Annotated in this window: 17 protein-coding genes and 2 tRNA genes; 5 read left to right on the top strand and 14 right to left on the bottom strand. The window is 63.2% G+C overall.

Annotated features, from left to right (window positions below; genetic code table 11):
• Positions 1-3: 3 nt before the first annotated feature.
• Together rlmB and rnr are read right to left on the bottom strand one after the other, a co-directional pair.
• On the bottom strand, positions 4-756 hold the full coding sequence (gene rlmB, locus UW3_RS0107060; protein WP_010221604.1) for a 23S rRNA (guanosine(2251)-2'-O)-methyltransferase RlmB: 753 nt from the start codon (positions 754-756) through the stop codon (positions 4-6).
• Positions 753-3,344: a ribonuclease R gene (gene rnr, locus UW3_RS0107055; protein ID WP_010221603.1), complete on the bottom strand. Its 2,592-nt coding sequence runs from the start codon at positions 3,342-3,344 to the stop codon at positions 753-755. The genes rlmB and rnr overlap by 4 nt, the downstream gene beginning before the upstream one ends.
• 266 nt (positions 3,345-3,610) lie before the next feature.
• Here rnr and UW3_RS0107050 point away from each other — a divergent pair.
• The 4 genes from UW3_RS0107050 to UW3_RS0107035 all read left to right on the top strand — a co-directional run bounded on the left by UW3_RS0107050 (position 3,611) and on the right by UW3_RS0107035 (position 6,630).
• Positions 3,611-3,697, top strand: a tRNA-Leu gene (locus UW3_RS0107050).
• An 87-nt stretch (positions 3,698-3,784) separates the two neighbouring features.
• Positions 3,785-3,871: transfer RNA gene (locus tag UW3_RS0107045), tRNA-Leu, on the top strand.
• A gap of 177 nt (positions 3,872-4,048) precedes the next feature.
• The gene (locus UW3_RS0107040; RefSeq protein ID WP_010221602.1) at positions 4,049-5,062 is read left to right on the top strand and encodes an extracellular solute-binding protein; all 1,014 of its coding nucleotides are present in this window, start codon (positions 4,049-4,051) and stop codon (positions 5,060-5,062) included.
• The gene (locus UW3_RS0107035) at positions 5,062-6,630 is read left to right on the top strand and encodes an ABC transporter permease (protein ID WP_010221601.1); all 1,569 of its coding nucleotides are present in this window, start codon (positions 5,062-5,064) and stop codon (positions 6,628-6,630) included. Before UW3_RS0107040 ends, UW3_RS0107035 begins: the two co-directional genes overlap by 1 nt.
• A gap of 66 nt (positions 6,631-6,696) precedes the next feature.
• On the opposite strand, the gene UW3_RS0107030 is transcribed toward UW3_RS0107035, so the two are convergent.
• The 12 genes from UW3_RS0107030 to UW3_RS0106975 form a co-directional block, all read right to left on the bottom strand.
• Positions 6,697-8,631 (bottom strand): methyl-accepting chemotaxis protein, encoded by a 1,935-nt coding sequence (locus tag UW3_RS0107030; protein WP_010221600.1) that lies wholly within the window; start codon positions 8,629-8,631, stop codon positions 6,697-6,699.
• 138 nt (positions 8,632-8,769) lie between these two features.
• Positions 8,770-10,062 carry an adenylosuccinate synthase gene (locus UW3_RS0107025; protein ID WP_010221599.1) on the bottom strand — a complete coding sequence of 431 codons (1,293 nt, stop codon included), beginning with the start codon at positions 10,060-10,062 and terminating at the stop codon, positions 8,770-8,772.
• Between the two features lie 54 nt (positions 10,063-10,116).
• The gene (locus tag UW3_RS0107020) at positions 10,117-11,304 is read right to left on the bottom strand and encodes an ATP phosphoribosyltransferase regulatory subunit (protein ID WP_010221598.1); all 1,188 of its coding nucleotides are present in this window, start codon (positions 11,302-11,304) and stop codon (positions 10,117-10,119) included.
• Between the two features lie 275 nt (positions 11,305-11,579).
• Positions 11,580-12,449 carry a protease modulator HflC gene (gene hflC / locus UW3_RS0107015; RefSeq protein ID WP_010221597.1) on the bottom strand — a complete coding sequence of 290 codons (870 nt, stop codon included), beginning with the start codon at positions 12,447-12,449 and terminating at the stop codon, positions 11,580-11,582.
• Positions 12,449-13,612, bottom strand: coding sequence for an FtsH protease activity modulator HflK (hflK, locus tag UW3_RS0107010; protein ID WP_010221596.1), 1,164 nt, complete (start codon positions 13,610-13,612; stop codon positions 12,449-12,451). The genes hflC and hflK overlap by 1 nt, the downstream gene beginning before the upstream one ends.
• Before the next feature lie 96 nt (positions 13,613-13,708).
• Positions 13,709-15,010, bottom strand: coding sequence for a ribosome rescue GTPase HflX (gene hflX, locus UW3_RS0107005; RefSeq protein WP_010221595.1), 1,302 nt, complete (start codon positions 15,008-15,010; stop codon positions 13,709-13,711).
• 12 nt (positions 15,011-15,022) lie between these two features.
• Positions 15,023-15,283, bottom strand: a complete 261-nt coding sequence (gene hfq / locus UW3_RS0107000) for an RNA chaperone Hfq (RefSeq protein WP_010221594.1) — start codon at positions 15,281-15,283, stop codon at positions 15,023-15,025.
• A 96-nt stretch (positions 15,284-15,379) separates the two neighbouring features.
• Positions 15,380-16,351, bottom strand: a complete 972-nt coding sequence (gene miaA, locus UW3_RS0106995; RefSeq protein ID WP_010221593.1) for a tRNA (adenosine(37)-N6)-dimethylallyltransferase MiaA — start codon at positions 16,349-16,351, stop codon at positions 15,380-15,382.
• 1 nt (position 16,352) lies between these two features.
• A complete protein-coding gene (gene mutL, locus UW3_RS0106990) occupies positions 16,353-18,254 on the bottom strand; it encodes a DNA mismatch repair endonuclease MutL (protein ID WP_010221592.1) in 1,902 nt (633 codons plus the stop codon).
• A complete protein-coding gene (locus UW3_RS0106985; protein ID WP_198421649.1) occupies positions 18,251-19,675 on the bottom strand; it encodes an N-acetylmuramoyl-L-alanine amidase in 1,425 nt (474 codons plus the stop codon). Before UW3_RS0106985 ends, mutL begins: the two co-directional genes overlap by 4 nt.
• A 3-nt stretch (positions 19,676-19,678) precedes the next feature.
• Positions 19,679-20,149 (bottom strand): tRNA (adenosine(37)-N6)-threonylcarbamoyltransferase complex ATPase subunit type 1 TsaE, encoded by a 471-nt coding sequence (tsaE, locus tag UW3_RS0106980; protein WP_010221590.1) that lies wholly within the window; start codon positions 20,147-20,149, stop codon positions 19,679-19,681.
• Positions 20,137-20,997 carry an NAD(P)H-hydrate dehydratase gene (locus UW3_RS0106975; protein ID WP_010221589.1) on the bottom strand — a complete coding sequence of 287 codons (861 nt, stop codon included), beginning with the start codon at positions 20,995-20,997 and terminating at the stop codon, positions 20,137-20,139. The genes tsaE and UW3_RS0106975 overlap by 13 nt, the downstream gene beginning before the upstream one ends.
• A gap of 62 nt (positions 20,998-21,059) precedes the next feature.
• Here UW3_RS0106975 and queG point away from each other — a divergent pair, with 62 nt between their 5' ends.
• Positions 21,060-22,157, top strand: a complete 1,098-nt coding sequence (gene queG, locus UW3_RS0106970) for a tRNA epoxyqueuosine(34) reductase QueG (protein WP_010221588.1) — start codon at positions 21,060-21,062, stop codon at positions 22,155-22,157.
• Positions 22,158-22,196 lie beyond the last annotated feature (39 nt).

Raw genomic sequence — 22,196 nt, 5'->3', positions numbered from 1 at the left:
AGATCAGCGCTTGGCCTTAGCCTGCCGCTGACGAACGGCCTCGAACAGGCACACGCCCGTCGCCACCGATACGTTGAGGCTGCTGACGCTACCGGCCATCGGCAGCTTGACCAGAAAATCACAGTGCTCGCGGGTCAAGCGGCGCATGCCCTTGCCTTCGGCGCCCATGATCAGGATGGTCGGGCCCGTCAGGTCCTGTTGATACAGCTCCTGCTCGGCCTCGCCCGCCGTGCCCACCACCCACAGGCCACGCTGCTGGAGTTTCTCCAGGGTCCGCGCCAGGTTGGTGACCGCCACCAGGGGGATGACTTCGGCCGCACCGCAGGCCACTTTACGCACCGCAGGGGTCAGGGTCGCCGACTTGTCCTTGGGCACCACCACCGCCAGGGCACCGGCAGCATCGGCGGTGCGCAGGCAAGCGCCGAGGTTGTGCGGGTCGGTGACGCCGTCGAGCACCAGGATCAGCGGCGCGCCCTCAGTACGGTCGAGCAGCTCTTCGAGCATCGCCTCGCCCCAGACCTGGCTCGGGCTGACTTCAGCCACCACGCCCTGGTGCACGCCTTCAACCCAGGCATCCATCTCGCGGCGCTCGGCCTGGCCGACCGCCACGCGGTTCTGCGCAGCAAGCTCAAGCAGCGGCTGCAGGCGCGGCTCGCTGCGCCCTTCGGACAACCAGATCTGCTTGACCCGCTTGGGGTGATGACGCAACAGGGCTTCCACGGCATGCACGCCGTAGATCTTTTCCAACTGACTCATGACTTGGCCTTGGGTTTACGTGACGCGGAGCCGGCTTTCGGCGGCCCTTTACGGTGCTTGCTCGGTTTTTCCGACTTGCCCGACTTGGATGCCGGCTTGCTACCTGCGTGCTTGGCATCGGACATCAAGGCCTTCTTCATCTCCCGGCTCTTGCGCACTTCGGCGTTTTTCGCCGCGGCATGGGAGGGGAAATAGGCTTCGGCGGTTTCGTTCTTCTTGCTCCGGCGCGCAGGTTCAGCGGCCTTGGTCACTTCAGCCTTGTCGAGCACCGGTACCGGCTTGCCGTCTTGTGGACGCACGCCTTCGCCACGCTGCTTGCGACCAATCGGCGCCTTGAGGGTGTTCTCGGCCATCTCGAAGTCGATCTTGCGCTGCTCGAGATCGACGCGCATCACCCGCACCTCGACGGTGTCGCCCAGGCGGAAGTTGCGCCCGGTACGTTCACCGGCCAGGCGGTGATGCACAGGGTCGAAGTGGTAGTAATCACCCGGCAAGGCGCTGACGTGCACCATGCCTTCGACGTAGATGTCGGTCAGCTCGACGAACAGGCCAAAGCCGGTCACCGCGGTGATCACACCCGGGAAGCTCTCGCCGACGCGGTCTTTCATGTACTCGCACTTGAGCCAGTTGACCACGTCGCGGGTGGCCTCGTCGGCACGCCGCTCGCTCATCGAGCACTGCTCGCCGAGCTGCTCCAGGGTCGCCTCGTCGTACGGGTAGATACGCGCCTTGGGAATGCTCATCGCACCGGCACGCTTGACGTGCGGGGTTTCCTGGCGCGAACGGATCACGCTGCGGATGGCCCGGTGGGTGAGCAGGTCCGGGTAGCGACGGATCGGCGAGGTGAAGTGGGTGTACGCCTCGTAATTCAGACCGAAGTGGCCATTGTTGTCGGCGCTGTACACCGCCTGGCTCAGGGAGCGCAGCATCACGGTCTGGATCAGGTGGAAATCCGGGCGGTCGGCGATGCTCGCCAGCAGTGCCTGGTAATCCTTGGGCGACGGCCCCTCCTTGCCCTTGTGCAGGGACAGGCCCAGCTCGCCCAGGAAGGCGCGCAGTTTTTCCAGGCGCTCCGGCGGCGGACCGTCGTGAACACGGTACAGCGCAGGGATTTCGTGCTTCTTGAGGAACTCGGCGGTGGCCACGTTGGCCGCCAGCATGCACTCCTCGATCAGCTTGTGGGCGTCGTTGCGCACGGTCGGGCGAATTTCGGCGATCTTGCGCTCGGCCCCGAAGATGATCCGGGTTTCCTGGGTTTCGAAGTCGATCGCACCACGGGTATGACGGGCCGCCAGCAGCACCTTGTACAGCGCATAGAGCTGCTTGAGGTCCGGCACCACGTTGCTGTACTGCTCGCGCAGGGCCTTGCCTTCGCGGGTACGGGCGTGTTCGAGCATGCTGCTGACCTTGTTGTAGGTCAGGCGCGCATGAGAGTGGATCACCGCTTCGTAGAATTGGTAATCGACCATCTGCCCGGACTTGTTGATGGTCATTTCACAGACCATCGCCAAGCGGTCGACGTGCGGGTTCAGCGAGCACAGGCCGTTGGACAGCTCTTCGGGCAGCATCGGCACCACGCGCTCGGGGAAATACACCGAGTTGCCGCGCACCTGGGCTTCGGCATCCAGGGCAGAACCCAGGCGCACGTAGCTGGAGACGTCGGCGATCGCCACGTACAGGCGCCAGCCACCGGAGAACAGGCGCAACTTGCCCAGGCTCTCGCAGTACACCGCATCGTCGAAGTCGCGGGCATCTTCGCCGTCGATGGTGACGAACGGCAGATGGCGCAGGTCGACGCGGTGCTCTTTGTCTTTCTCTTCGACTTCCGGCTTGAGCTTGCGCGCTTCCTTGATCACGGCTTCTGGCCAGACATGCGGAATATCGTAGCTGCGCAGGGCAACGTCGATTTCCATGCCCGGGGCCATGTAGTTGCCGATCACTTCGGTGATATCGCCCTGAGGCTGGAAGCGCGGGGTCGGCCAGTGGGTGATCTTGACCTCGACGAACTGACCGATCTTGGCACCGCCGTTGCGACCCGGGGTGATCAGCACTTCCTGCTGGACCTTGGGGTTGTCGGGGGTGACAAAGCCGATACCGCCTTCTTCGAAGTAGCGGCCGACGATGCTCTCGTGGGCACGGGAGATCACTTCGACCACCACACCTTCGCGGCGGCCACGACGGTCCAGGCCGGAAACCCGGGCCAGGGCGCGGTCGCCATCGAACACCAGGCGCATTTGTGCGGGGCTGAGGAACAGGTCGTCGCTGCCGTCATCCGGGATCAGGAAACCGAAGCCGTCGCGGTGGCCGGCGATGCGGCCGAGGATCAGGTCGAGCTTGTCTACCGGGGCATAAGTGCCGCGCCGGGTATAGATCAGCTGGCCGTCGCGCTCCATCGCACGCAGGCGGCGGCGCAGGGCTTCGATCTGGTCTTCGGTGGTCAGGCCGAACTCTTCGACCAACTGCTCACGGGCTGCCGGCGAGCCGCGCTCGTCCAGACGCTGGAGGATCAGCTCACGGCTAGGAATAGGGTTTTCGTATTTTTCCGCTTCACGAGCGGCCTCGGGATCGAGGGTCTGCCAATCGGCCATTAGGAGGGGTTCACCTTGTCTATATAAGGGTTAGTTTGGCATAGGCGTATTGAAACCGGAAATTTCAGGCTTGGACAGCCCTGTCAGAGCCCCCTCAATGCTGCCAAAACCATCATAAGGAACAACGACTTGAATTTTTTAAGATTTTTTCTGAACGGGGGTTTACAGCTCTCAGAGGCATCCGTATAGTGCGCACCACAGCGACGGACACCGTCGTTATAGTTGAGATGCAACACGATGTGAAGCATCATGTTCCTCAGCGAAATGCCCAGATGGTGAAATTGGTAGACACGCCAGCTTCAGGTGCTGGTGACCTTACGGTCGTGGAAGTTCGAGTCTTCTTCTGGGCACCAATTTCAAATCTTAGAACTGCCTCCGGCTTCTGAGATTTACTGCAACACGCTACACTGTTTTTGTTTCAAGCTACACCGCTTCATTTTGCCCAGATGGTGAAATTGGTAGACACGCCAGCTTCAGGTGCTGGTGACCTTACGGTCGTGGAAGTTCGAGTCTTCTTCTGGGCACCAATTCAGATCAAACCCGCGAAAGCGGGTTTTTTCGTTTCTGCCCCTCCCCTTTTCCTCGCCTGCAATCCTGAAACGACCGATAGCCTGCTCATGAATTTTCCCTCACAAGGGCATTTGAGAAGCAATATCGATTATCATTGTTTCCAGATATGTAGCCGCAAGCGAGGAAGTACCCGCATGACGTTCCGCAATAACACCCTGTTGCGCGGCCTGGCCGTCTCTGTTTTTGCCATGGTGCTGGGCACGCCAGCCGCCATGGCCGCCGATCCTGTGGCACTGACCCTGTACAACGGCCAGCACAAGGAAATCGGTGAAGCCATCGCCAAGGCCTACGAGGCCAAGACCGGTATCCACATCAACATTCGCAAGGGCAGCAGCAACCAGCTGGCCAGCCAGATCATCGAAGAAGGCGATCGCTCCCCCGCCGACGTCATCTACACCGAAGAATCGCCACCGCTGAACAACCTCGGCGAGCTGGGCCTGCTGGCCAAGATCGATGATTCGACCCTGCAGGTGCTGCCCAAGGAATATGTCGCCGGCAACGGCACCTGGATGGGCGTCACCGCGCGCACTCGCGTGGTCGCCTTCAACCCCAAGGTGATCGACGAGAAAGACCTGCCGCCCTCGGTGATGGATTTCGCCGACCCCGAGTGGGACGGCAAGATCGGCTTCGTGCCGACCAGCGGCGCGTTCCAGGAACAGGCCGTGGCCATCCTCAAGCTGCACGGCCGCGACGCCGCCGAAGAATGGCTGACCGGCCTCAAGGCCTTCGGCAAGACCTACACCAACAACATGGTTGCACTCAAAGCCGTGGAGAACGGCGAAGTCGCGGCGGTGCTGGTGAACAACTACTACTGGTACGCCCTGAAGAAAGAGCGCGGCCAGCTGGACTCGAAACTCTACTACCTGGCCGATGGCGACGCTGGCGGCCTGGTCACCATCTCCAGCGCTGCTGCGGTGAAAGCCAGCAAACACCCGAAACAAGCCCAGGCACTACTGGCCTGGATGGCCAGCGAAGAAGGCCAGCGGGTGATTACCCAGACCACCGCCGAGTATCCGCTGCATAAAGGCATGGTCTCGGACCAGGGCCTGAAGCCCTTCGAAGACCTGCGCCCGCCGAAAATCAGCCCGGCCGACCTGGGTAATGCCGAAGAAGCCCTGGAGCTCGAACGCGAAGTTGGCCTGCTGTAATGAGCGCAGCCCTGCCCGCGGCCGCACTGGCCAGCCGTTACGTACCCAAGCGCAAGCGCCCGTCGATCTGGGTGGTGCTGCCGGTGTTGCTGCTGGTCGGGCTGAGCCTGTTACCGCTGCTGTATGTCGCCCTCAAGACCTGGGAAGCCGGCTGGCGCGAAGCCTTGCACCTGCTCTGGCGCCCGTTCGTTTGGGGCCTGCTGCGCAACACCCTGATGCTCATGGCCGGCGTCACCCTGGCCTGCATGGCCCTGGGCGTATCCCTGGCCTGGTTGCTTGAGCGCAGCGACCTGCCAGGGCGGCGCCTGTGGGGCGTGATCCTGTGCCTGCCGTTTGCCGTGCCGGCGTTTGTCAGCGGCTTTACCTGGGTATCGCTGAGCCCGCGCTTCGAAGGCCTGGGCGGCGCCATCCTGGTAATGAGCCTGTCCAAATATCCGCTGGTGTTCCTGCCGGTGGCGGCCACGTTGCGCAACCTCGACACCTCGCTGGAAGAGTCGGCGCGCACCCTGGGACAGACACGCTGGGGCGTATTCTTTCGCATCACCCTACCGCTGCTATGGCCGTCGATCATCGGTGGTAGCCTGTTGATTGCCCTGCACATGCTGGTGGAGTTCGGCGCCTTGTCGATCCTCGGCCTGCAGACGTTCACCACCGCGATCTACCAGCAGTTCGAGCTGGAGTTCAGCAACGCCAACGCCGCCATGCTCTCGGCGGTGCTGTTGTTCATGTGTCTGCTGATGCTATGGCTGGAACTGCGCGTGCGCGGCAAAGCCCGGCATGTGCGGATCGGCCAGGGCGTGGCCCGGCGTGGTGCGCCGATTCACCTGCGCGCATGGATGCCGGTGGGGCAGCTGTACTGCCTGACATTGGCACTGCTGGGCAGCGGCATTCCGTTGGGCATGCTCGGCTACTGGCTGAGTGTTGGCTCGTCGGCGGCGTTTCCGCTGGCCGATATCAGCCGCGCCCTGTTCTCGTCGCTGTCGCTGTCACTGGGTGGCGCCGGGCTGAGCCTGTTGCTGGCTCTGCCGGTTAGCTTCCTGGTGGTGCGCTACAAGGGCCGCCTGGCGATCTGGGCCGAGCGCCTGCCGTACTTGCTGCATGCGCTGCCGGGGTTGGTGATTGCCCTGACCCTGGTGTACTTCGCCCTGCACTACGTGCCGGCGCTGTACCAGACCACAGGATTGTTGTTGCTGGCTTATGCGCTGCTGTTCCTGCCGCTGGCCCAGGCACCGGTGCGCACGGCCCTGAACAAGGCGGCGCCACAGCTTGAAGAAGCCGCACGCACCCTTGGCGCGACGCAGTTCACGGCGTTCTGCCGGGTGACCCTGCCAATCATCTTCCCGGCCCTGGCTGCGGCATTTGCCCTGGTGTTCCTGGATGCCATGAAGGAACTGACGGCGACCCTGCTGCTCAGCCCGACCGGCATGACCACCCTGGCCACCGAGGTGTGGGCGCATACCGCCAACGTCGAGTTCGCGGCAGCGGCACCTTATGCGGCGCTGTTGATTCTAGTGTCCGGGTTGCCGGTGTATCTGCTGACTACGCGGATGTACCTGAACCGCGCGTGATGCCTGAAAAGCATCGCGGGGCAAGCCCGCTCCCACGGTGGGAGCGGGCTTGCCCCGCGATTACGCTCAAGCCCGGAACTGCCCCAAGCTGGCCTTGAGCTGCGCTGCCAGGTCATCGAGCACCTTGCTGCTGGCGGTGGTCTGCATCACCACCTCGGCGGCCCGCTCGGCCTGGGTGTGAATGGTCTGCACCCGGCCGCGCACCGCCTGAGCACCCTGCGCCTGCTGCTCAGCCGCACGGGTAGCCAGGCCGATGGCCGCATGCACCTGCTCCACCGAGGCCTGCACCGACTGCTGCACGCGAGCGTTATCGCGTAGCACCAGCAGGCCCTCGCTGGCTTGCCGCCCTGCCTGGCTGATCGCCGCCACCGCTTCTTTCGCCCCTTGCTGCAACGCACCGATATGCGCCTGGATATCACCGGTAGAGCTCTGGGTTTTGCTCGCCAGCGCCCTCACCTCATCGGCCACCACAGCAAAACCACGGCCGGTTTCCCCGGCGCGCGCCGCCTCGATGGCAGCGTTGAGCGCCAGCAAGTTGGTCTGCTCGGCGATGCCATGGATCACCGTCAGCACCACCTCGATCTGCTCGCTTTGCTGGGCCAGGCGCTCGATGACCTTGGAACCGGTCTCGACCTGCCCGGCCAGGTCCTCGATAAGCTTGGCCACCTGAGTAGAGGTACGGCTGTTCTCGTCAGTGGCCTGACGAATATCCACCACCTGCTGCAAGGCCGACTGCATGGCCTGGCTTTCAGCCTGGGCCTCATCGGCCATGCTCGACAAGTCGCGCAGGCTGGCGGCAACCTCATCGCGCTGCAGCTCGGCAGCGGCGTCGGCGCCAGCATTGCGCTGGGCCATGGCGCCGATCTCGATGCCGGTACGCTGGGCCACCTCGCCGGCCTCGCGAACGATGGGCTGCAGCTTGGCGACGAATTGATTGACCGCTGCGGCCATATCACCGATCTCGTCGCGGCTGTCGATGGTGACGCGCTTGGTCAGATCGCCCTCACCCGCCGCCAGGTCGTTCAACGCAGCGATCAACAGGCGCAACTTGTTGACCACACGCCGACCGAGCACCACGGCCACCACCAGCAACACACCCAGGCCGACCAGGGCCAGACCCACGCCGATGTTCCAGCGCAGGGTTGCCGCGGCGTCCTGGACGCTTTGCGCAGTGTTGGCCTGCATGCCGGCCGCACTCGCCTGAGCCGCTTCCAGGCGCGCGCTCAGGGCCTTGTTGCTGTCTGCTGCGGCGCCCACCAGGCTGTCGCCGACCAGTTGATCACCACTGGCAATCAACGCCGAGAAGCGCTTGTCCAGCGCCACCAGCTCATGGTCAACCACGGCAGTGGAGACGCCCATCAGCACCTTGCCGATCTCGACACCGTTGGGGTTGATCGAGGCTTCGACAAGGTACACCGACGGGTCGTTACGCGCGGCGTCCAGTACCTTGTCCAGCGCCCGCTCGCCCTGCCCCCTCTCCAGCAGCGCCTGGTTGATCGGGTTCTGCCGGTTGAGGTAACGGGTCAGGTGCTGGCCCTGAGCGTCGTCGTACACCACGAACAACACGTTGGGGTTGCGCTGGGCCCGACGGGAGAACTCCGACAGGGTCGGCACGTCGTTATCCCACATGGCTCGCGGCGCCACCGAGGCCAGCAGCTCGGCCATGTCGTTGGCCGAATCCTTGAGGTTCTTTTCAAGGGTCGCGCGCAATTGTGCCTGTTCATCCTGCAAGCGCGTGGAAAGGCCTGCAGTCAGGCGCTGACGGGTACTGGTGGAGAGGCTATCGAGCCCGGAGCTGACCTCCCTGCCAGCCTGTTCGAGTTCAGCGGCAAGCTTCTGGCTGTCGGTAGCCAGACGATTGTCCAGATCGGCCTCCAGAGCAGTGACCGTGCTCCGGGTCAGCGCGACCGCGACCAGCACCTGCACCAAAAGAGCGATACCAAGAGCAACAAAGACAGGCCGCAACAGGCGGCTTCGTAACAGTGAGAGAACGGCAGACACGAAAGAACCCTCTACTTCTGGGGCCATTAAGGTGATGGCACCGCTTGAGCGATTCTTACAGCAAAGGTTGTGCCGATCAGCCGACAGAAACGACAAAGGCCCCTATCAAGGGGCCTTTGTCTTTACATCAGTCGCGAATCAGGCGAACGGATGACGCAGCACGATGGTCTCGTTGCGGTCCGGGCCGGTGGAGATGATGTCGATCGGCGCGCCGACCAGCTCTTCCACACGCTTGATGTAGGCACGGGCATTGGCCGGCAGTTCTTCCAGGGTCTTGGCACCCAGGGTCGACTCGCTCCAGCCCGGCATTTCTTCGTACACCGGCTCCAGGCCGATGTAGCTGTCGGCGTCGGTCGGGGCGTCGATAACGGCACCGTTCTCGTTTTTGTAGCCCACGCAGATACGGATGGTTTCCAGGCCGTCGAGCACGTCCAGCTTGGTCAGGCACAGGCCGGAGATGCTGTTGACGTCGATGGCGCGACGCAGGATCACGGCATCGAACCAGCCGCAACGACGGGCACGGCCGGTGGTGGCGCCGAACTCATGACCACGCTTGGCCAGGAAGGCACCGACGTCATCGAACAGTTCGGTCGGGAACGGGCCCGAGCCAACACGGGTGGTGTAGGCCTTGGTGATACCCAGGATGTAGTCCAGGTACATAGGGCCAACGCCCGAACCGGTAGCGATGCCGCCAGCGGTGGTGTTGGAGCTGGTAACGAACGGGTAGGTACCGTGGTCGATGTCCAGCAGCGAGCCCTGGGCGCCTTCGAACATGATGTCCTTGCCGGCGCGACGCAGGTTGTGCAGCTCGGCAGTGACGTCGAGCATCATCGGCTTGAGCAGCTCGGCGTATTCCATGCACTCGTCCAGCGTCTTCTGGAAGTCGATTGCAGGCTCTTTGTAGTAATTGACCAGCACGAAGTTGTGGTAGTCCAGCAGCTCGCCGAGCTTGGCAGCGAAACGCTCGCGGTGGAACAGGTCACCGATGCGCAGGCCGCGACGGGCAACCTTGTCTTCATAGGCCGGGCCGATGCCGCGACCGGTGGTGCCGATCTTCTGCTCGCCACGGGCTTTTTCACGGGCCTGGTCGAGGGCCACGTGGTAGGACAGGATCAGCGGGCAGGAAGGGCTGATGCGCAGGCGCTCGCGCACCGGTACGCCTTTCTCTTCGAGCTTGTTGATTTCACGCAGCAGGGCGTCAGGTGCAACCACCACGCCGTTGCCGATCAGGCACTGCACGCCTTCGCGCAGCACGCCCGAAGGGATCAGGTGCAGCACGGTCTTTTCACCGTCGATCACCAGGGTGTGGCCAGCGTTGTGGCCACCCTGGTAGCGCACTACGGCGGCAGCATGTTCGGTCAGCAGATCGACGATCTTGCCTTTGCCCTCATCACCCCACTGGGTGCCCAGGACTACGACATTCTTACCCATAACACTTGTCCTCATTCGCGCAAACTTGGCGCCGGCTCGTACCGGCGGGGAATCTCAAATGGCCAGCGGCAGAACCTGCCAAAGCCCGTTTTGCTGAATCAATTGCCGATCGCAATCCGCCTCGACGGCGGCAGTCAATGGCTGCCCAGGCAAGGCCTGAACCACCCGCTGACCTTCACTGCGCAATTGGCAGACCAACTGCCAGAGTGCCGCATCGCTGCTGTCGGGCATCCAGATCCCGCCAGACGGCAATACCACCTCGGCTCGCCCCAGTGTGACCAGGGTCTTCAAATCCGTGGAGAAACCGGTGGCCGGGCGTGCCCGGCCAAAGTCTGCTCCGATGTCGTCGTAACGACCGCCCTGGGCGATCGACTGACCGACACCCGGGACGAACGCGGCAAACACCACACCGGTGTGGTAGTGGTAGCCACGCAACTCGCCCAGATCAAAATACAGCGGCAGCTCGGGGTAACGCGTGGCCAGCCGCTCGGCGATCGCCATCAGGTCATCCAATGCCGCCAGTACCGCCGCCGGTGCACGGCCCAGACGCACACGCGCCTCGGCCAGCACTTCGCGACCACCGCACAGCTCGGTGAGCGAGCGCAGCATGGCGGCCAGGTCCGCTGGCAGCTTGGCGGTCAGCTCGATCACTTCGTCGACGGCCTTGCGCTGCAGGGCATCGAACAGCTGCTGCTCGATCGCGCCCGACAAACCGGCGGCACGGGCCAGGCCGCGGTAGATACCGACGTGGCCAAGGTCCATGTGCACGTCCGGTACATCGGCCAGTTGCAGCATGGCCAGCATCAGGCTGATCACCTCGACGTCGCTGACCGGGCTGGCGTCGCCGTACAGCTCGGCACCGAGCTGGATCGGGCTGCGCGAGGTCGACAACGCCCGTGGCAAGGCATGCAGCACGCTGCCGGCATAGCACAGACGGCTCGGACCTTCACGACGCAGGGTGTGCGCATCGATGCGCGCCACCTGCGGGGTGATGTCGGCACGGAAGCCCATCTGCCGGCCCGATTGCGGGTCGATGACCTTGAAGGTCCGCAGGTCCAGGTCCTGGCCGGCACCGGTGAGCAGCGATTCCAGGTACTCGATATGCGGAGTCACGACGAAGTCATAACCCCAGCTCTGGAACAGATCCAACACCTGCCGACGCGCGATTTCGATGCGCGCCGCCTCAGGTGGCAGTACTTCTTCGATGCCATCTGGCAGCAGCCAGCGGTCTACCGTTGCCATTACGCCATTTCCCCTATGGTCCGGGCGGCTTGCCCGCGGGCGAGCCTTGAGTGAAGCAGGTATCGGCAAACAATGGCGCGCAGCACCGATTCCAGCGCTACCGCCGTGCCTATACCCTCGAATACCTTGGGCTGCTCTGTAGACCCGAGCCGGGTTTGAACCGTTCGATCTTGCAGACGCAAAAAAGCCGGGAATTTCCCGGCTGCCGCATCATACACCCGTTTTCTCGCGGGATCACCCCGCCAGGCGTTTTAGCCGCCCGGCGGGGTAGATGCTTATGGCTTGGTCTTGCCCATAAAGCGGAAGAACTCGCTGCTCGGATCGAGCACCAGTACGTCGCTCTTGTCGGCAAAGCTCTCGCGGTAGGCCTTGAGGCTACGGTAGAACGCGTAGAACTCCTGGTCCTGACCGTAGGCCTTGGCGTAGATCGACGCTGCCTGGGCATCGCCATCACCGCGGGTCTCTTCCGATTCCCGGTAGGCTTCAGCCAGCAGTACCCGGCGCTGACGATCGGCGTCGGCACGGATGCCTTCGGCCAGCTCGTTACCCTTGGCGCGGTGCTCGCGGGCTTCACGCTCGCGCTCGGTGCTCATGCGCTCGAACACGCTGCGGTTGACTTCCTTGGGCAGGTCGATGGCCTTGACGCGAACGTCGACCACTTCGATACCCAGTTCCTTGCTGGCCATACGGTTCAGCGAGGCAGTGATGTCAGCCATCAGCGCGTCACGTTCACCGGAGACCACTTCGTGCAGGGTGCGTTTACCGAACTGGTCACGCAGGCCGCTTTCCAGACGGCGCGACAGACGTTCGTCGGCAATCTGCTTGAGGCCCGAGGTCGCGGTATAGAAGCGCTCGGCATCCTTGACCCGCCACTTGGCGTAGGCATCGACCATCACCGCTTTCTTTTCCAGGGTCAAGAAGCGCTGGGTCGGGGCGTCCAGGGTCATCAGGCGGGCGTCGAACTTGCGCACCTGGTTGACGTAAGGAACCTTCACATGCAGGCCAGGCTGGACATCAGCCTGGACCACACGACCAAATTGCAGGAGTACCGCACGCTCGGTCTGGGCCACGATGTAGAAGCTGTTCCAGGCCACGATCGCCAGCACCACGGCCACGATCAGGGCGATCAGCGATTTATTGCTCATCAGCGGCTCTCCCTAGTACGCAACTGTGTTTGCTGCTGTTGCAGTTCCGCCGCCGCACGGTTGGCCGCATCGGCATTGGCTGACGGCGCAACGGTGACCGGGGCAGAGCCGGAACGGCTGCCCTGCACCATCTTGTCGAGCGGCAGGTAGAGCAGGTTGCTCTGGCCGTCCTTGCCGGAAACCAGGACCTTGCTGGTGTTGCTGTAGACTTCCTGCATAGTGTCCAGGTACAGGCGCTGACGGGTCACTTCAGGGGCCTTGCGGTACTCGGCAACCAGCTTGGTGAAGCGGTCGGCCTCACCCTTGGCACGCGAGACGACTTCGTCGCGGTAACCGTTGGCGTCCTCGATGATCCGCTGGGCCTGACCACGGGCCTCCGGCACCACGCCATTAGCGTAGGACTCGGCCTGGTTGCGGGCACGCTGCTCGTCTTCACGGGCACGGATCACGTCGTCGAAGGCTTCCTGCACTTCACGCGGGGCTGCCGCGCTCTGTACGTTGACCTGGGTGACAGTGATACCGGTCCGGTAGGTATCGAGGAAACGCTGCAGGCGCTCCTTGATTTCCACGGCCATCTGCTCACGACCTTCGGTCAGCACCTTGTCCATCGCGGTGGAACCCACCACGTGACGCAAGGCACTGTCGGTCGCGTGCTGCAGGCTGATTTCAGGCTGATCGACGTTCAGCACGAAATCCTGCAGGTTGGTGATCTTGTACTGCACGGTCAGCGGCACCTCGACGATGTTCTCGTCTTCGGTCAGCATCTGCCCCTGCTTGGTATAGGCACGTTCGCGGGTAACGTTCTCCATGTACTTGCGATCGATCGGCGGGAAGTAGATGTTCAGGCCCGGCCCTACGGTTTCGTAGTATTTGCCGAAGCGCAGCACGACTGCCTGCTCCTGTTCGTCGACCACGTACACGGCGCTGTACAGCCAGATAGCTGCAAGCACGGCGAGACCGATGCCGAGCAGGCCGAAGCCACCGCCCTTGCCGACGCCGCCATCACCACCGCGTTTCTTGCCACTGCCGAACATGCCGTTCAGGCTGTCCTGCAGCTTGCGGAAGGCCTCGTCGAGATCCGGCGGCCCTTTCTTGTCGCCACCACGGCGCCCGCCCCACGGATCCTGATTGTTCGAGTTGCCACCCGGCTCATTCCAAGCCATAGCGCTCTCCATCTGATAAAGCAAAGACGCGCCCACGGCGCGCCGTCCAATGCTACAGAATGCCTGTCACGGCTGCCCGACCGCGTCGCCGGGCATTTATTGCAAAGTATGTTGCTCGATGAATTCCAGCGGCTGCAAACCTTCGCGGCTGACCAGGCGGTTCAACTCCACCCGCGGCAGTCGCACAGCCAGCAGGCTGCTGCCTTCATCGTCATGCTCTTCGCTCTGCACCGCGCCCAGTTCAAAGAACTGCGCACGCAACCGGGCAAAACGCTGTTCAAGGCGCAAGGTACCGACAAACAGGTCATCCCCCAGCAATTCGGCGACCGCCTGCCCCACCAGCTCCAGCCCCCGACCATCGCGGGCCGAGACCCAGACCCGTTGCGGCTTGCCATCGGCATCGCGCTGAATCTGCGGCTCGACACCTTCAAGCAGGTCGAGTTTGTTATAGACCTCGAGGATCGGCAAGCCTTCTGCACCGATCTCTCCCAATACCGCCATGACCTGCTCGATCTGCGCCATGCGCTCAGGCTCATGGGCGTCGATCACATGCAGCAGCAGGTCGGAGTTGCTCGACTCTTCGAGCGTAGCCCGAAATGCCTCGACCAGCTTGTGCGGAAGGTGACGAATGAAGCCCACGGTGTCGGCCAGCACGATCGGCCCGAGGTCGTCGAGCTCAAGCCGGCGCAGGGTCGGGTCGAGGGTCGCGAACAACTGGTCGGCGGCATAGACCTCGGACTGGGTCAGGGCGTTGAACAGGGTGGACTTGCCGGCGTTGGTGTAGCCGACCAGGGAAACCGAGGGGATATCCGCCCGTTTACGGCCACGGCGAGCTTGTTCACGCTGGCTGCGGACCTTCTCCAGGCGCGCCTTGATCTGGCGCAGGCGTACCCGCAGCAGGCGGCGGTCGGTTTCCAGCTGGGTTTCACCCGGGCCGCGCAGGCCGATACCGCCCTTTTGCCGCTCAAGGTGAGTCCAGCCACGCACCAGCCGCGTGCTCATGTGCTCGAGCTGGGCCAGTTCGACCTGCAGCTTGCCTTCATGGGTACGCGCCCGCTGGGCGAAGATATCGAGAATCAGACCGGTGCGGTCAAGCACGCGACACTCGAAGACTCGCTCGAGGTTACGTTCCTGACTGGGTGTGAGGGTGTGATTGAATATCACCAAATCTACCTGCTCGGCGTTGACCAGGTCGCGTAACTCTTCGACCTTGCCGCTGCCAATCAGGTATTTGGCGGTGGGCTGATGTCGCGCCACATTGGCGAACGCGACAATATCGGCCCCAGCCGACAGTGCCAGCTCCTGAAACTCCTGCGGATCTTCGCGCGCCTCAGGGTTCTGACCTTCCAAGTGAACGAGGACCGCCCGTTCACCACCACCGTGGCGCTCAAAGAACAAAGCAGACTCCTATCAGGCGTTACCTGGCTCAGCGTCGCCTTGCTCGGATTCGGTTGCGCTAGGCAGACGGATCGGACGCACAGGGACAACTGTCGAGATGGCGTGTTTGTAAACCATCTGGCTAACGGTGTTCTTCAGCAGAATCACGAACTGGTCGAAGGATTCGATCGTGCCTTGCAGCTTGATGCCGTTAACCAGATAGATCGAAACCCCAACTTTTTCTTTTCTCAAAGTATTCAAGTAAGGGTCTTGTAGCGAATGCCCTTTTGACATATGCCGCACTCCTGTAAGGATCAATAGTAAAAAAATCAAAGAAAAACTGATGGCTCAAGCCGCCCCACCCCAAGGATAGACGGCAATTGCAAGGACTCAGCTCAATATGGAGACCGATCCAAGGTATTTCAAGGTGCGAGACAGATTGTCGCAGGCCAGGCTGTCCAACCAGTGCAGGTCAGCCCAACTACGCAACCAGGTGAACTGCCGCTTCGCCAATTGGCGAGTGGCAATGATGCCGCGCTCCTGCATTTCAACTGAATTCAACTTGCCATCAAGGTGATCCCAGACCTGGCGATAACCAACCGCCCGTATAGACGGCAGCCCCGCGTGCAAGTCACTTCTGGCTCGCAGCAATCGGACCTCGTCAACGAAGCCCTGTTCCAGCATTTGCCCGAATCGTAGCGCAATCCGCTCGTGCAGTATGTGCCGATCGGTTGGGGCTATGGCCAGGCTGGCGACAGTATAGGGCAATTGTCCCGCTGCGGACGCGCCTGCGGCGCTACTTTCCGCGGATTGACGCTGGCGATGTGACGTCATCGTCAGGCCGCTGACCCGGTAGACCTCCAGCGCGCGGATCAGCCGCTGCGGGTCATTGGGGTGAATACGTGCCGCCGATTCCGGGTCGACCGCCGCCAACTGCTGGTGCAAGGCGTGCAAGCCGAGGCGCTGGGCCTCTTCTTCGAGCTCGGCACGCACCTGTGGGTCAGCCGCCGGCATGTCCGCCAGGCCTTCGAGCAAAGCCTTGTAATAAAGCATGGTGCCGCCGACCAGCAGGGGGATTTTGCCGCGCGCGGTGATATCGGCCATGGCCTCCAGCGCATCGCGACGAAAATCGGCGGCCGAATAGCTTTCAGCCGGGTCAAGGATGTCGATCAAGCGATGCGGATGGGCAGCCAGAATCTCTTTGGACGGCTTGGCGGTGCCAATGTCCATGCCACGGTAGACCAGCGCCGAGTCGACACTGATCAGCTCGCATGGCAGGACCTTGGTCAGCTCGATGGCAAGGTCGGTCTTGCCCGCCGCAGTCGGGCCCATGAGGAATATCGCTGGAGGTTTGCCACTCATGTCATCGACCGCGCAAAAACAGTTTGTCCAGATCGTCCAGGCCCATCTGGGTCCAGGTCGGCCGGCCATGGTTGCATTGACCGCTGCGCTCGGTGTTTTCCATGTCGCGCAGCAGGCCGTTCATTTCAGCGATGGCCAGGCGCCGGTTGGCGCGGATGGCGCCGTGGCAGGCCATGGTCCCGAGCAGCTCGTTCAGGTGCGCCTGAATACGGTCACTGGTGCCGTATTCCATCAGATCGGCCAGAACGTCCTGGACCAGGCGGTTGGCCTCGGCCTGCTTGAGCAGCGCCGGAATCTGCCGGATCGCCAGGCTTTCCGGGCCCAGGCGCTGCAGCTCGAAGCCCAGGCGCTGGAACCACTCGGCGTGCTCTTCGGCGCAATCGGCTTCGCGCTGGCTCAAGGCCAGGGACTCCGGCACCAACAGCGGCTGGCCGCTGAGGCCTTCGCTGGCCATGGCCACCTTGAGGCGTTCGTACATGATCCGTTCATGGGCGGCGTGCATGTCCACCAGCACCAGACCGACGGCGTTTTCGGCAAGAATATAAATGCCCTTGAGCTGGGCCAGGGCGTAGCCCAGCGGCGGGATGTCGCCCTGGCCTTCGGGCAAGGCCACCGGCGCAGCCTCGGCCAGCGGCGCAAAGAACTCCCGGTACACGCCCTGAGCTTCGGCTGCAGGCAATGCCTGGGTCGGTCGCGGCGTGTACTGGTATTGATAGCCTGCACCACTGCCATTGCTACCCACAGACGGACGCAGGCCTGGCTCGGCCATCGGCTGCTCAAGCAGGTTGGCAGCCAGGCGCATCTCGCCCTGGGGGCCGAACTCACCGGCCTGAATGCCGCTGGGGCGGATGATCTCGCTGGTGGCAGCGGGCGCGGCCAGCTGATCTTCCGGGCGCACATCGGCCAGGGCGCGATGCAGGGTGCCGTATAAAAAGTCGTGAACCATGCGCCCGTCACGGAAGCGCACTTCGTGCTTGGTCGGGTGCACGTTGACGTCGACACCGGTAGGGTCGACCTCGAAAAACAGCACGAAAGTCGGGTGCCGGCCATTGAACAGCACGTCACGGTAGGCCTGGCGCACGGCGTGGGCGACCAGTTTGTCGCGCACGGCACGACCATTGACGAAGAAGTACTGCAGGTCCGCCTGGCTGCGCGAGAAGGTCGGCAAACCGACCCAACCCCACAGGTGCAGGCCGTTGCGCTCAACCTCGATCGGCAGCGCCTGTTCTAGGAAGCCCGGGCCGCAGATGGCCGCTACACGGCGGGCGCGCGCGGTATCGTCATGGGCTTCGTGCAGGCTGAGGATGCTTTTGCCGTTATGGCGCAGGTGAAAACCCACGTCAAAACGCGCCAGCGCCAGGCGCCGGATCACTTCCTGCAGGTGATCGAATTCGGTTTTTTCGGTCTTGAGAAACTTGCGCCGGGCCGGGGTATTGAAGAACAGGTCGCGCACTTCCACCGAGGTACCGACCGGATGCGCTGCGGGCTGCACTCGCGGGGCCATGTCGCGGCCTTCGGTTTCCACCTGCCAGGCCTGTTCGGCATCGCGGGTACGCGAGGTCAGGGTCAGGCGGGCGACCGAGCTGATCGAGGCCAGGGCTTCACCACGAAAGCCCAGGCTCATGACCCGCTCAAGGTCTTCAAGGTCGCGAATCTTGCTGGTGGCGTGGCGGGCCAGGGCCAACGGCAGGTCATCGGCGGCAATACCAGCGCCGTCGTCGCGCACGCGCAGCAACTTGACGCCGCCCTGCTCGACTTCAACGTCGATACGCTTGGCGCCGGAGTCCAGGCTGTTTTCCAGCAACTCCTTGATCACCGATGCCGGGCGCTCGACCACCTCACCGGCGGCAATCTGGTTGGCCAGCCGCGGGCTGAGCAGCTCGATGCGGGCACTGCTGCTCATTGCTGGGCCGCCAGGGCGGTGGTCGGGATGTTCAGGTGCTGGCCGACTTTGAGCTCATCGGTTTTCAGGCTGTTGGCGCTGCGCAGGCTGGCAACGCTGACCTGATAACGCACGGCGATCATCGCCAGGGTCTCGCCCGGGCGCACCGAATGCTCGCGCGGGCCCTGGGCAATCTTGCCGCTGTCGCGCAGCCAGGCGACATAAGTGCCCGGCGGCGGGTTCTGCTGGAAGAACTGGCGCACGCCGCTGTGGATCGAACGCGCCAGGGATTGCTGGTGGCTCGGGGTAGCCAGCTTGGCCGCCTCGTTGGCGTTGGAGATAAAGCCGGTTTCCACCAGGATCGATGGGATGTCTGGCGATTTAAGCACCATGAAGCCGGCCTGTTCGACGCGCTGCTTGTGCAGCGGGGTGATCCGGCCCATGTTGCCCAGGACCTTCTGGCCGACGTTGAGGCTGGAGGAGAGCGAGGCGGTCATCGACAGGTCGAGCAGCACACCTGCAAGCATGCGGTCCTTGTCATCGAGGCTGACGTTGCCGGCACCACCGATCAGGTCGGAGCGGTTTTCGCTGTCGGCCAGCCAGCGCGCGGTTTCCGAAGTGGCACCGCGATCGGACAGCGCAAACACCGAGGCACCGAAGGCCGCCTTGGACGGCGCAGCGTCCGCGTGGATCGAAATGAACAGGTCGGCGCCCTTCTTGCGGGCAATCTCGGTGCGTTTACGCAGCGGGATGAAGTAGTCACCGGTACGGGTCAGCTCGGCGCGAAAGCCCTTCTCGGTGTTGATCTGGCGCTGCAGTTCCTTGGCAATGGCCAGGACGATGTCTTTTTCATGCTGGCCACGCGAACCGGAAGCCCCCGGGTCTTCACCGCCGTGACCGGCATCGATGGCAATGACAATGTCACGCTTGCCGTTGGGCACTGGAGGCAGCTTGATCGCCGGTTGCGCCGGGGTTACCGGCACAGCCGGCGTGGTCGCCACCGGCGGCGTTGGCGGTGGCGGCGCAGCATCGGCCTCCTGGTCGAACAGGTCGACCACCAGGCGGTTGCCGTACTGGGCATTGGGCGCCAGGATGAAGCTCTTGGGCGTCACCGATTTTTTCAGGTCGACCACTACGCGCAAGTCGGTCGGCGTACGCTGGGCCGAGCGCACGCTGGTAATCGGGGTATTGGAGGTGGACACCGACAACGGCGCAGCCAGGGTCGCGCCATTGATGTCGATCACCAGGCGATCCGGGGCGGTCAGGGTAAATACGCTGTGCTGCACAGGGCCCGAGAGGTCGAAGACCAGCCGTGTGTTATCCGGCGCTCGCCATAAACGCATACTTTTGACTTGCGTGACGGCCAGAGCGTCAACGGTCACTACCGTAAGCAGCAGTCCTACGACAGAAACCAGTGCGCGAATGCGCATACCTATCCCCATTTTCTATTTGAATTCCAAGGCCAGAGCGGCACACCAGGCTTCGCCACGTGCCCCCTGCGGCGACAGGTTGAGCGAACGACCGCCCGCCTGGGGGCTTATGGTAATGGTCAGGTCGGGCTTTGGCAAAATGCCCGCCCCTTTTTGGGGCCACTCGAACAGGCACAAGGCGTCATCTTCGAAGTAATCGCGGATGCCCAAGAACTCCAGTTCCTCCGGATCGACCAAGCGATACAGGTCGAAGTGGAACGCGCGAATGTCGCCAATCTCGTAAGGCTCAACCACTGTAAAGGTAGGACTCTTTACCGCCCCTTGGTGTCCGAGGCCGCGAATAATACCGCGCGACAGGGTGGTCTTGCCCGCTCCCAGGTCCCCTTCGAGAAAAATCACGCCGTGACCTTGAGTCACCTTGGCAATGCTATGGCCAACGTTGACCGTGGCCTGTTCATCGGCCAAAAACAGGGTTATGCCAAACACGCTGAATGCTCCTCCAATAACTGACGAATTGCCGGGACCATGTCGCTGGCCGCCAGGCCGCGGCCCTGCACGGCCAGGCGCTCGCCCGCACAGGCATGCAGCCAGACGCCCAGGCAGGCCGCGTCCCAGGCCGACATGCCCTGGGCGAGCAAGGCGCCGAGCACACCACTGAGCACATCCCCCAGGCCGGCACCCGCCATGGCCGGATGACCGCGCGAGCACAGCGCCAGTTGCCCCGCCGGGTCGGCTACCAGGGTGCCGGCGCCCTTCAGCACGCATATGACCGCGTATTTACGCGCGAGTTTGCGTGCCGCGCCGGGCCGGTCAGCCTGCACCGCCTCGGTCGATACACCCAGTAAACGAGCGGCCTCCCCCGGGTGCGGGGTGATGACGCTGCCTTTGGGCAATGGCAAAGGCTGGCGCGCCAGCAGGTTCAGGGCATCGGCGTCCCACACCTGCGGCGCCTGGCTGCTGGCCACCGCCGACAACAGGCTGCGGCCCCAGGCCGCCTGCCCAAGCCCCGGGCCGACCACCAGCACCGAAGCCCGCTCGATCGGCGTCATCAACTGGTTGGCCGAATGCACACCCAGGCTCATCACCTCGGGCAGACGGGCCATTGCTGCGGGCACATGCTCGGCACGCGTGACCAGCGACACCAGCCCGGCGCCGCAACGCAACGCCGCTTCGGCACTGAGCAGCACGGCACCACCCGTGCCGCGATCACCACCGACCACCAGCACATGGCCGAAGTCGCCCTTATGGGCGTCGGCAGGACGTGGCGCCAGGGGCGCAAGGGTGACGCTGGTGAGCCGATGTGGCTCGTTTGCGGGGTGTTTGGTCTGAGGCATGGGTCAAAGGCTCTGATGTCTGGCAGAATTATACGCACCTGAGTCCGTATTGCCTTATTCCCATGCCTGCTTCCGCCCCCGACCTACCCACGCTGGCCCAATCGATCAAGGATTGGGGCCGAGAGCTCGGCTTTGCCCATGTCGGCATCGCCGGGGTGGACCTGGGCGAGCACGAAAAACACCTGGAGCGCTGGCTTGAGGCCGGCTATCACGGCGAAATGGACTACATGGGCGCCCACGGCAGCAAGCGCTCGCACCCGGATGAGCTGGTGCCCGGCACCTTGCGCGTGGTGTCCCTGCGCATGGACTACCTGCCGGGTGATACGCGCATGGCCCAGCAACTGGCCCAACCGGAGAAAGCCTATATCTCCCGCTACGCCCTGGGCCGCGACTACCACAAGCTGGTACGCAAACGCGTGCAACACCTGGCCGAGCGCATCCAGAAAGAGATCGGCCCGTTTGGCTTTCGGGCGTTTGTCGACAGCGCCCCAGTGCTGGAAAAGGCCATCGCCGAGCAGGCCGGGCTGGGCTGGATCGGCAAGAACACCCTGCTGCTCAACCGCAAGGCCGGCAGTTACTTCTTTCTTGCCGAGCTGTTCGTCGATATGCCGCTGCCGGTCGATCCGCCACACGCCAGCGAACACTGCGGACGCTGCAGCGCCTGCCTGGACATCTGCCCGACCCAGGCCTTTGTCGGCCCCTATGTGCTGGATGCCAGGCGCTGTATCTCGTACCTGACCATCGAGCTGAAAAGCGCGATCCCCGAAGAGCTGCGACCGTTGATCGGTAATCGGGTATTCGGCTGCGACGACTGCCAGATTGTCTGCCCGTGGAACCGTTTTGCCCGCCCCAGCGGCGAGAGCGACTTCAAGCCCCGGCACAATCTCGATAGCGCCGGGCTTGCAGAGCTGTTCATGTGGGATGAGCAGACCTTCCTCGACAGCACCGAAGGCTCACCGCTGCGCCGTGCCGGTTATGAGCGCTGGTTACGCAACCTGGCGGTGGGGCTGGGCAATGCACCGTCGACTATCCAGGTGCTGGAGGCGCTCAAGGCGCGGCGGGAGTATCCGTCGGAGCTGGTGCGCGAGCATGTGGAGTGGGCGTTGGGGCAGCATGCCATGAAAACAGCGGCAAGCACCAAGCCACAAGCCTCAAGCTGATCGCCTCAACTTGCAGCTTGTGGCTTGGCACTTGCCGCT

This window comes from Pseudomonas donghuensis (genome assembly GCF_000259195.1).
GTDB lineage: Bacteria > Pseudomonadota > Gammaproteobacteria > Pseudomonadales > Pseudomonadaceae > Aquipseudomonas > Aquipseudomonas donghuensis.
The sequence above is the reverse complement of the archived record's forward strand: the minus strand, read 5'-3'. Positions and strand labels throughout refer to the sequence as shown.

Coding starts and splice junctions, on each gene's coding strand:
- rlmB (WP_010221604.1), bottom strand. CDS start 756: ATGAGTCAGTTGGAAAAGATCTACGGCGTGCATGCCGTGGAAGCCCTG.
- rnr (WP_010221603.1), bottom strand. CDS start 3,344: ATGGCCGATTGGCAGACCCTCGATCCCGAGGCCGCTCGTGAAGCGGAA.
- UW3_RS0107040 (WP_010221602.1), top strand. CDS start 4,049: ATGACGTTCCGCAATAACACCCTGTTGCGCGGCCTGGCCGTCTCTGTT.
- UW3_RS0107035 (WP_010221601.1), top strand. CDS start 5,062: ATGAGCGCAGCCCTGCCCGCGGCCGCACTGGCCAGCCGTTACGTACCC.
- UW3_RS0107025 (WP_010221599.1), bottom strand. CDS start 10,062: ATGGGTAAGAATGTCGTAGTCCTGGGCACCCAGTGGGGTGATGAGGGC.
- UW3_RS0107020 (WP_010221598.1), bottom strand. CDS start 11,304: ATGGCAACGGTAGACCGCTGGCTGCTGCCAGATGGCATCGAAGAAGTA.
- hflC (WP_010221597.1), bottom strand. CDS start 12,449: ATGAGCAATAAATCGCTGATCGCCCTGATCGTGGCCGTGGTGCTGGCG.
- hflK (WP_010221596.1), bottom strand. CDS start 13,612: ATGGCTTGGAATGAGCCGGGTGGCAACTCGAACAATCAGGATCCGTGG.
- hfq (WP_010221594.1), bottom strand. CDS start 15,283: ATGTCAAAAGGGCATTCGCTACAAGACCCTTACTTGAATACTTTGAGA.
- miaA (WP_010221593.1), bottom strand. CDS start 16,351: ATGAGTGGCAAACCTCCAGCGATATTCCTCATGGGCCCGACTGCGGCG.
- mutL (WP_010221592.1), bottom strand. CDS start 18,254: ATGAGCAGCAGTGCCCGCATCGAGCTGCTCAGCCCGCGGCTGGCCAAC.
- UW3_RS0106985 (WP_198421649.1), bottom strand. CDS start 19,675: ATGGGGATAGGTATGCGCATTCGCGCACTGGTTTCTGTCGTAGGACTG.
- UW3_RS0106975 (WP_010221589.1), bottom strand. CDS start 20,997: ATGCCTCAGACCAAACACCCCGCAAACGAGCCACATCGGCTCACCAGC.
- queG (WP_010221588.1), top strand. CDS start 21,060: ATGCCTGCTTCCGCCCCCGACCTACCCACGCTGGCCCAATCGATCAAG.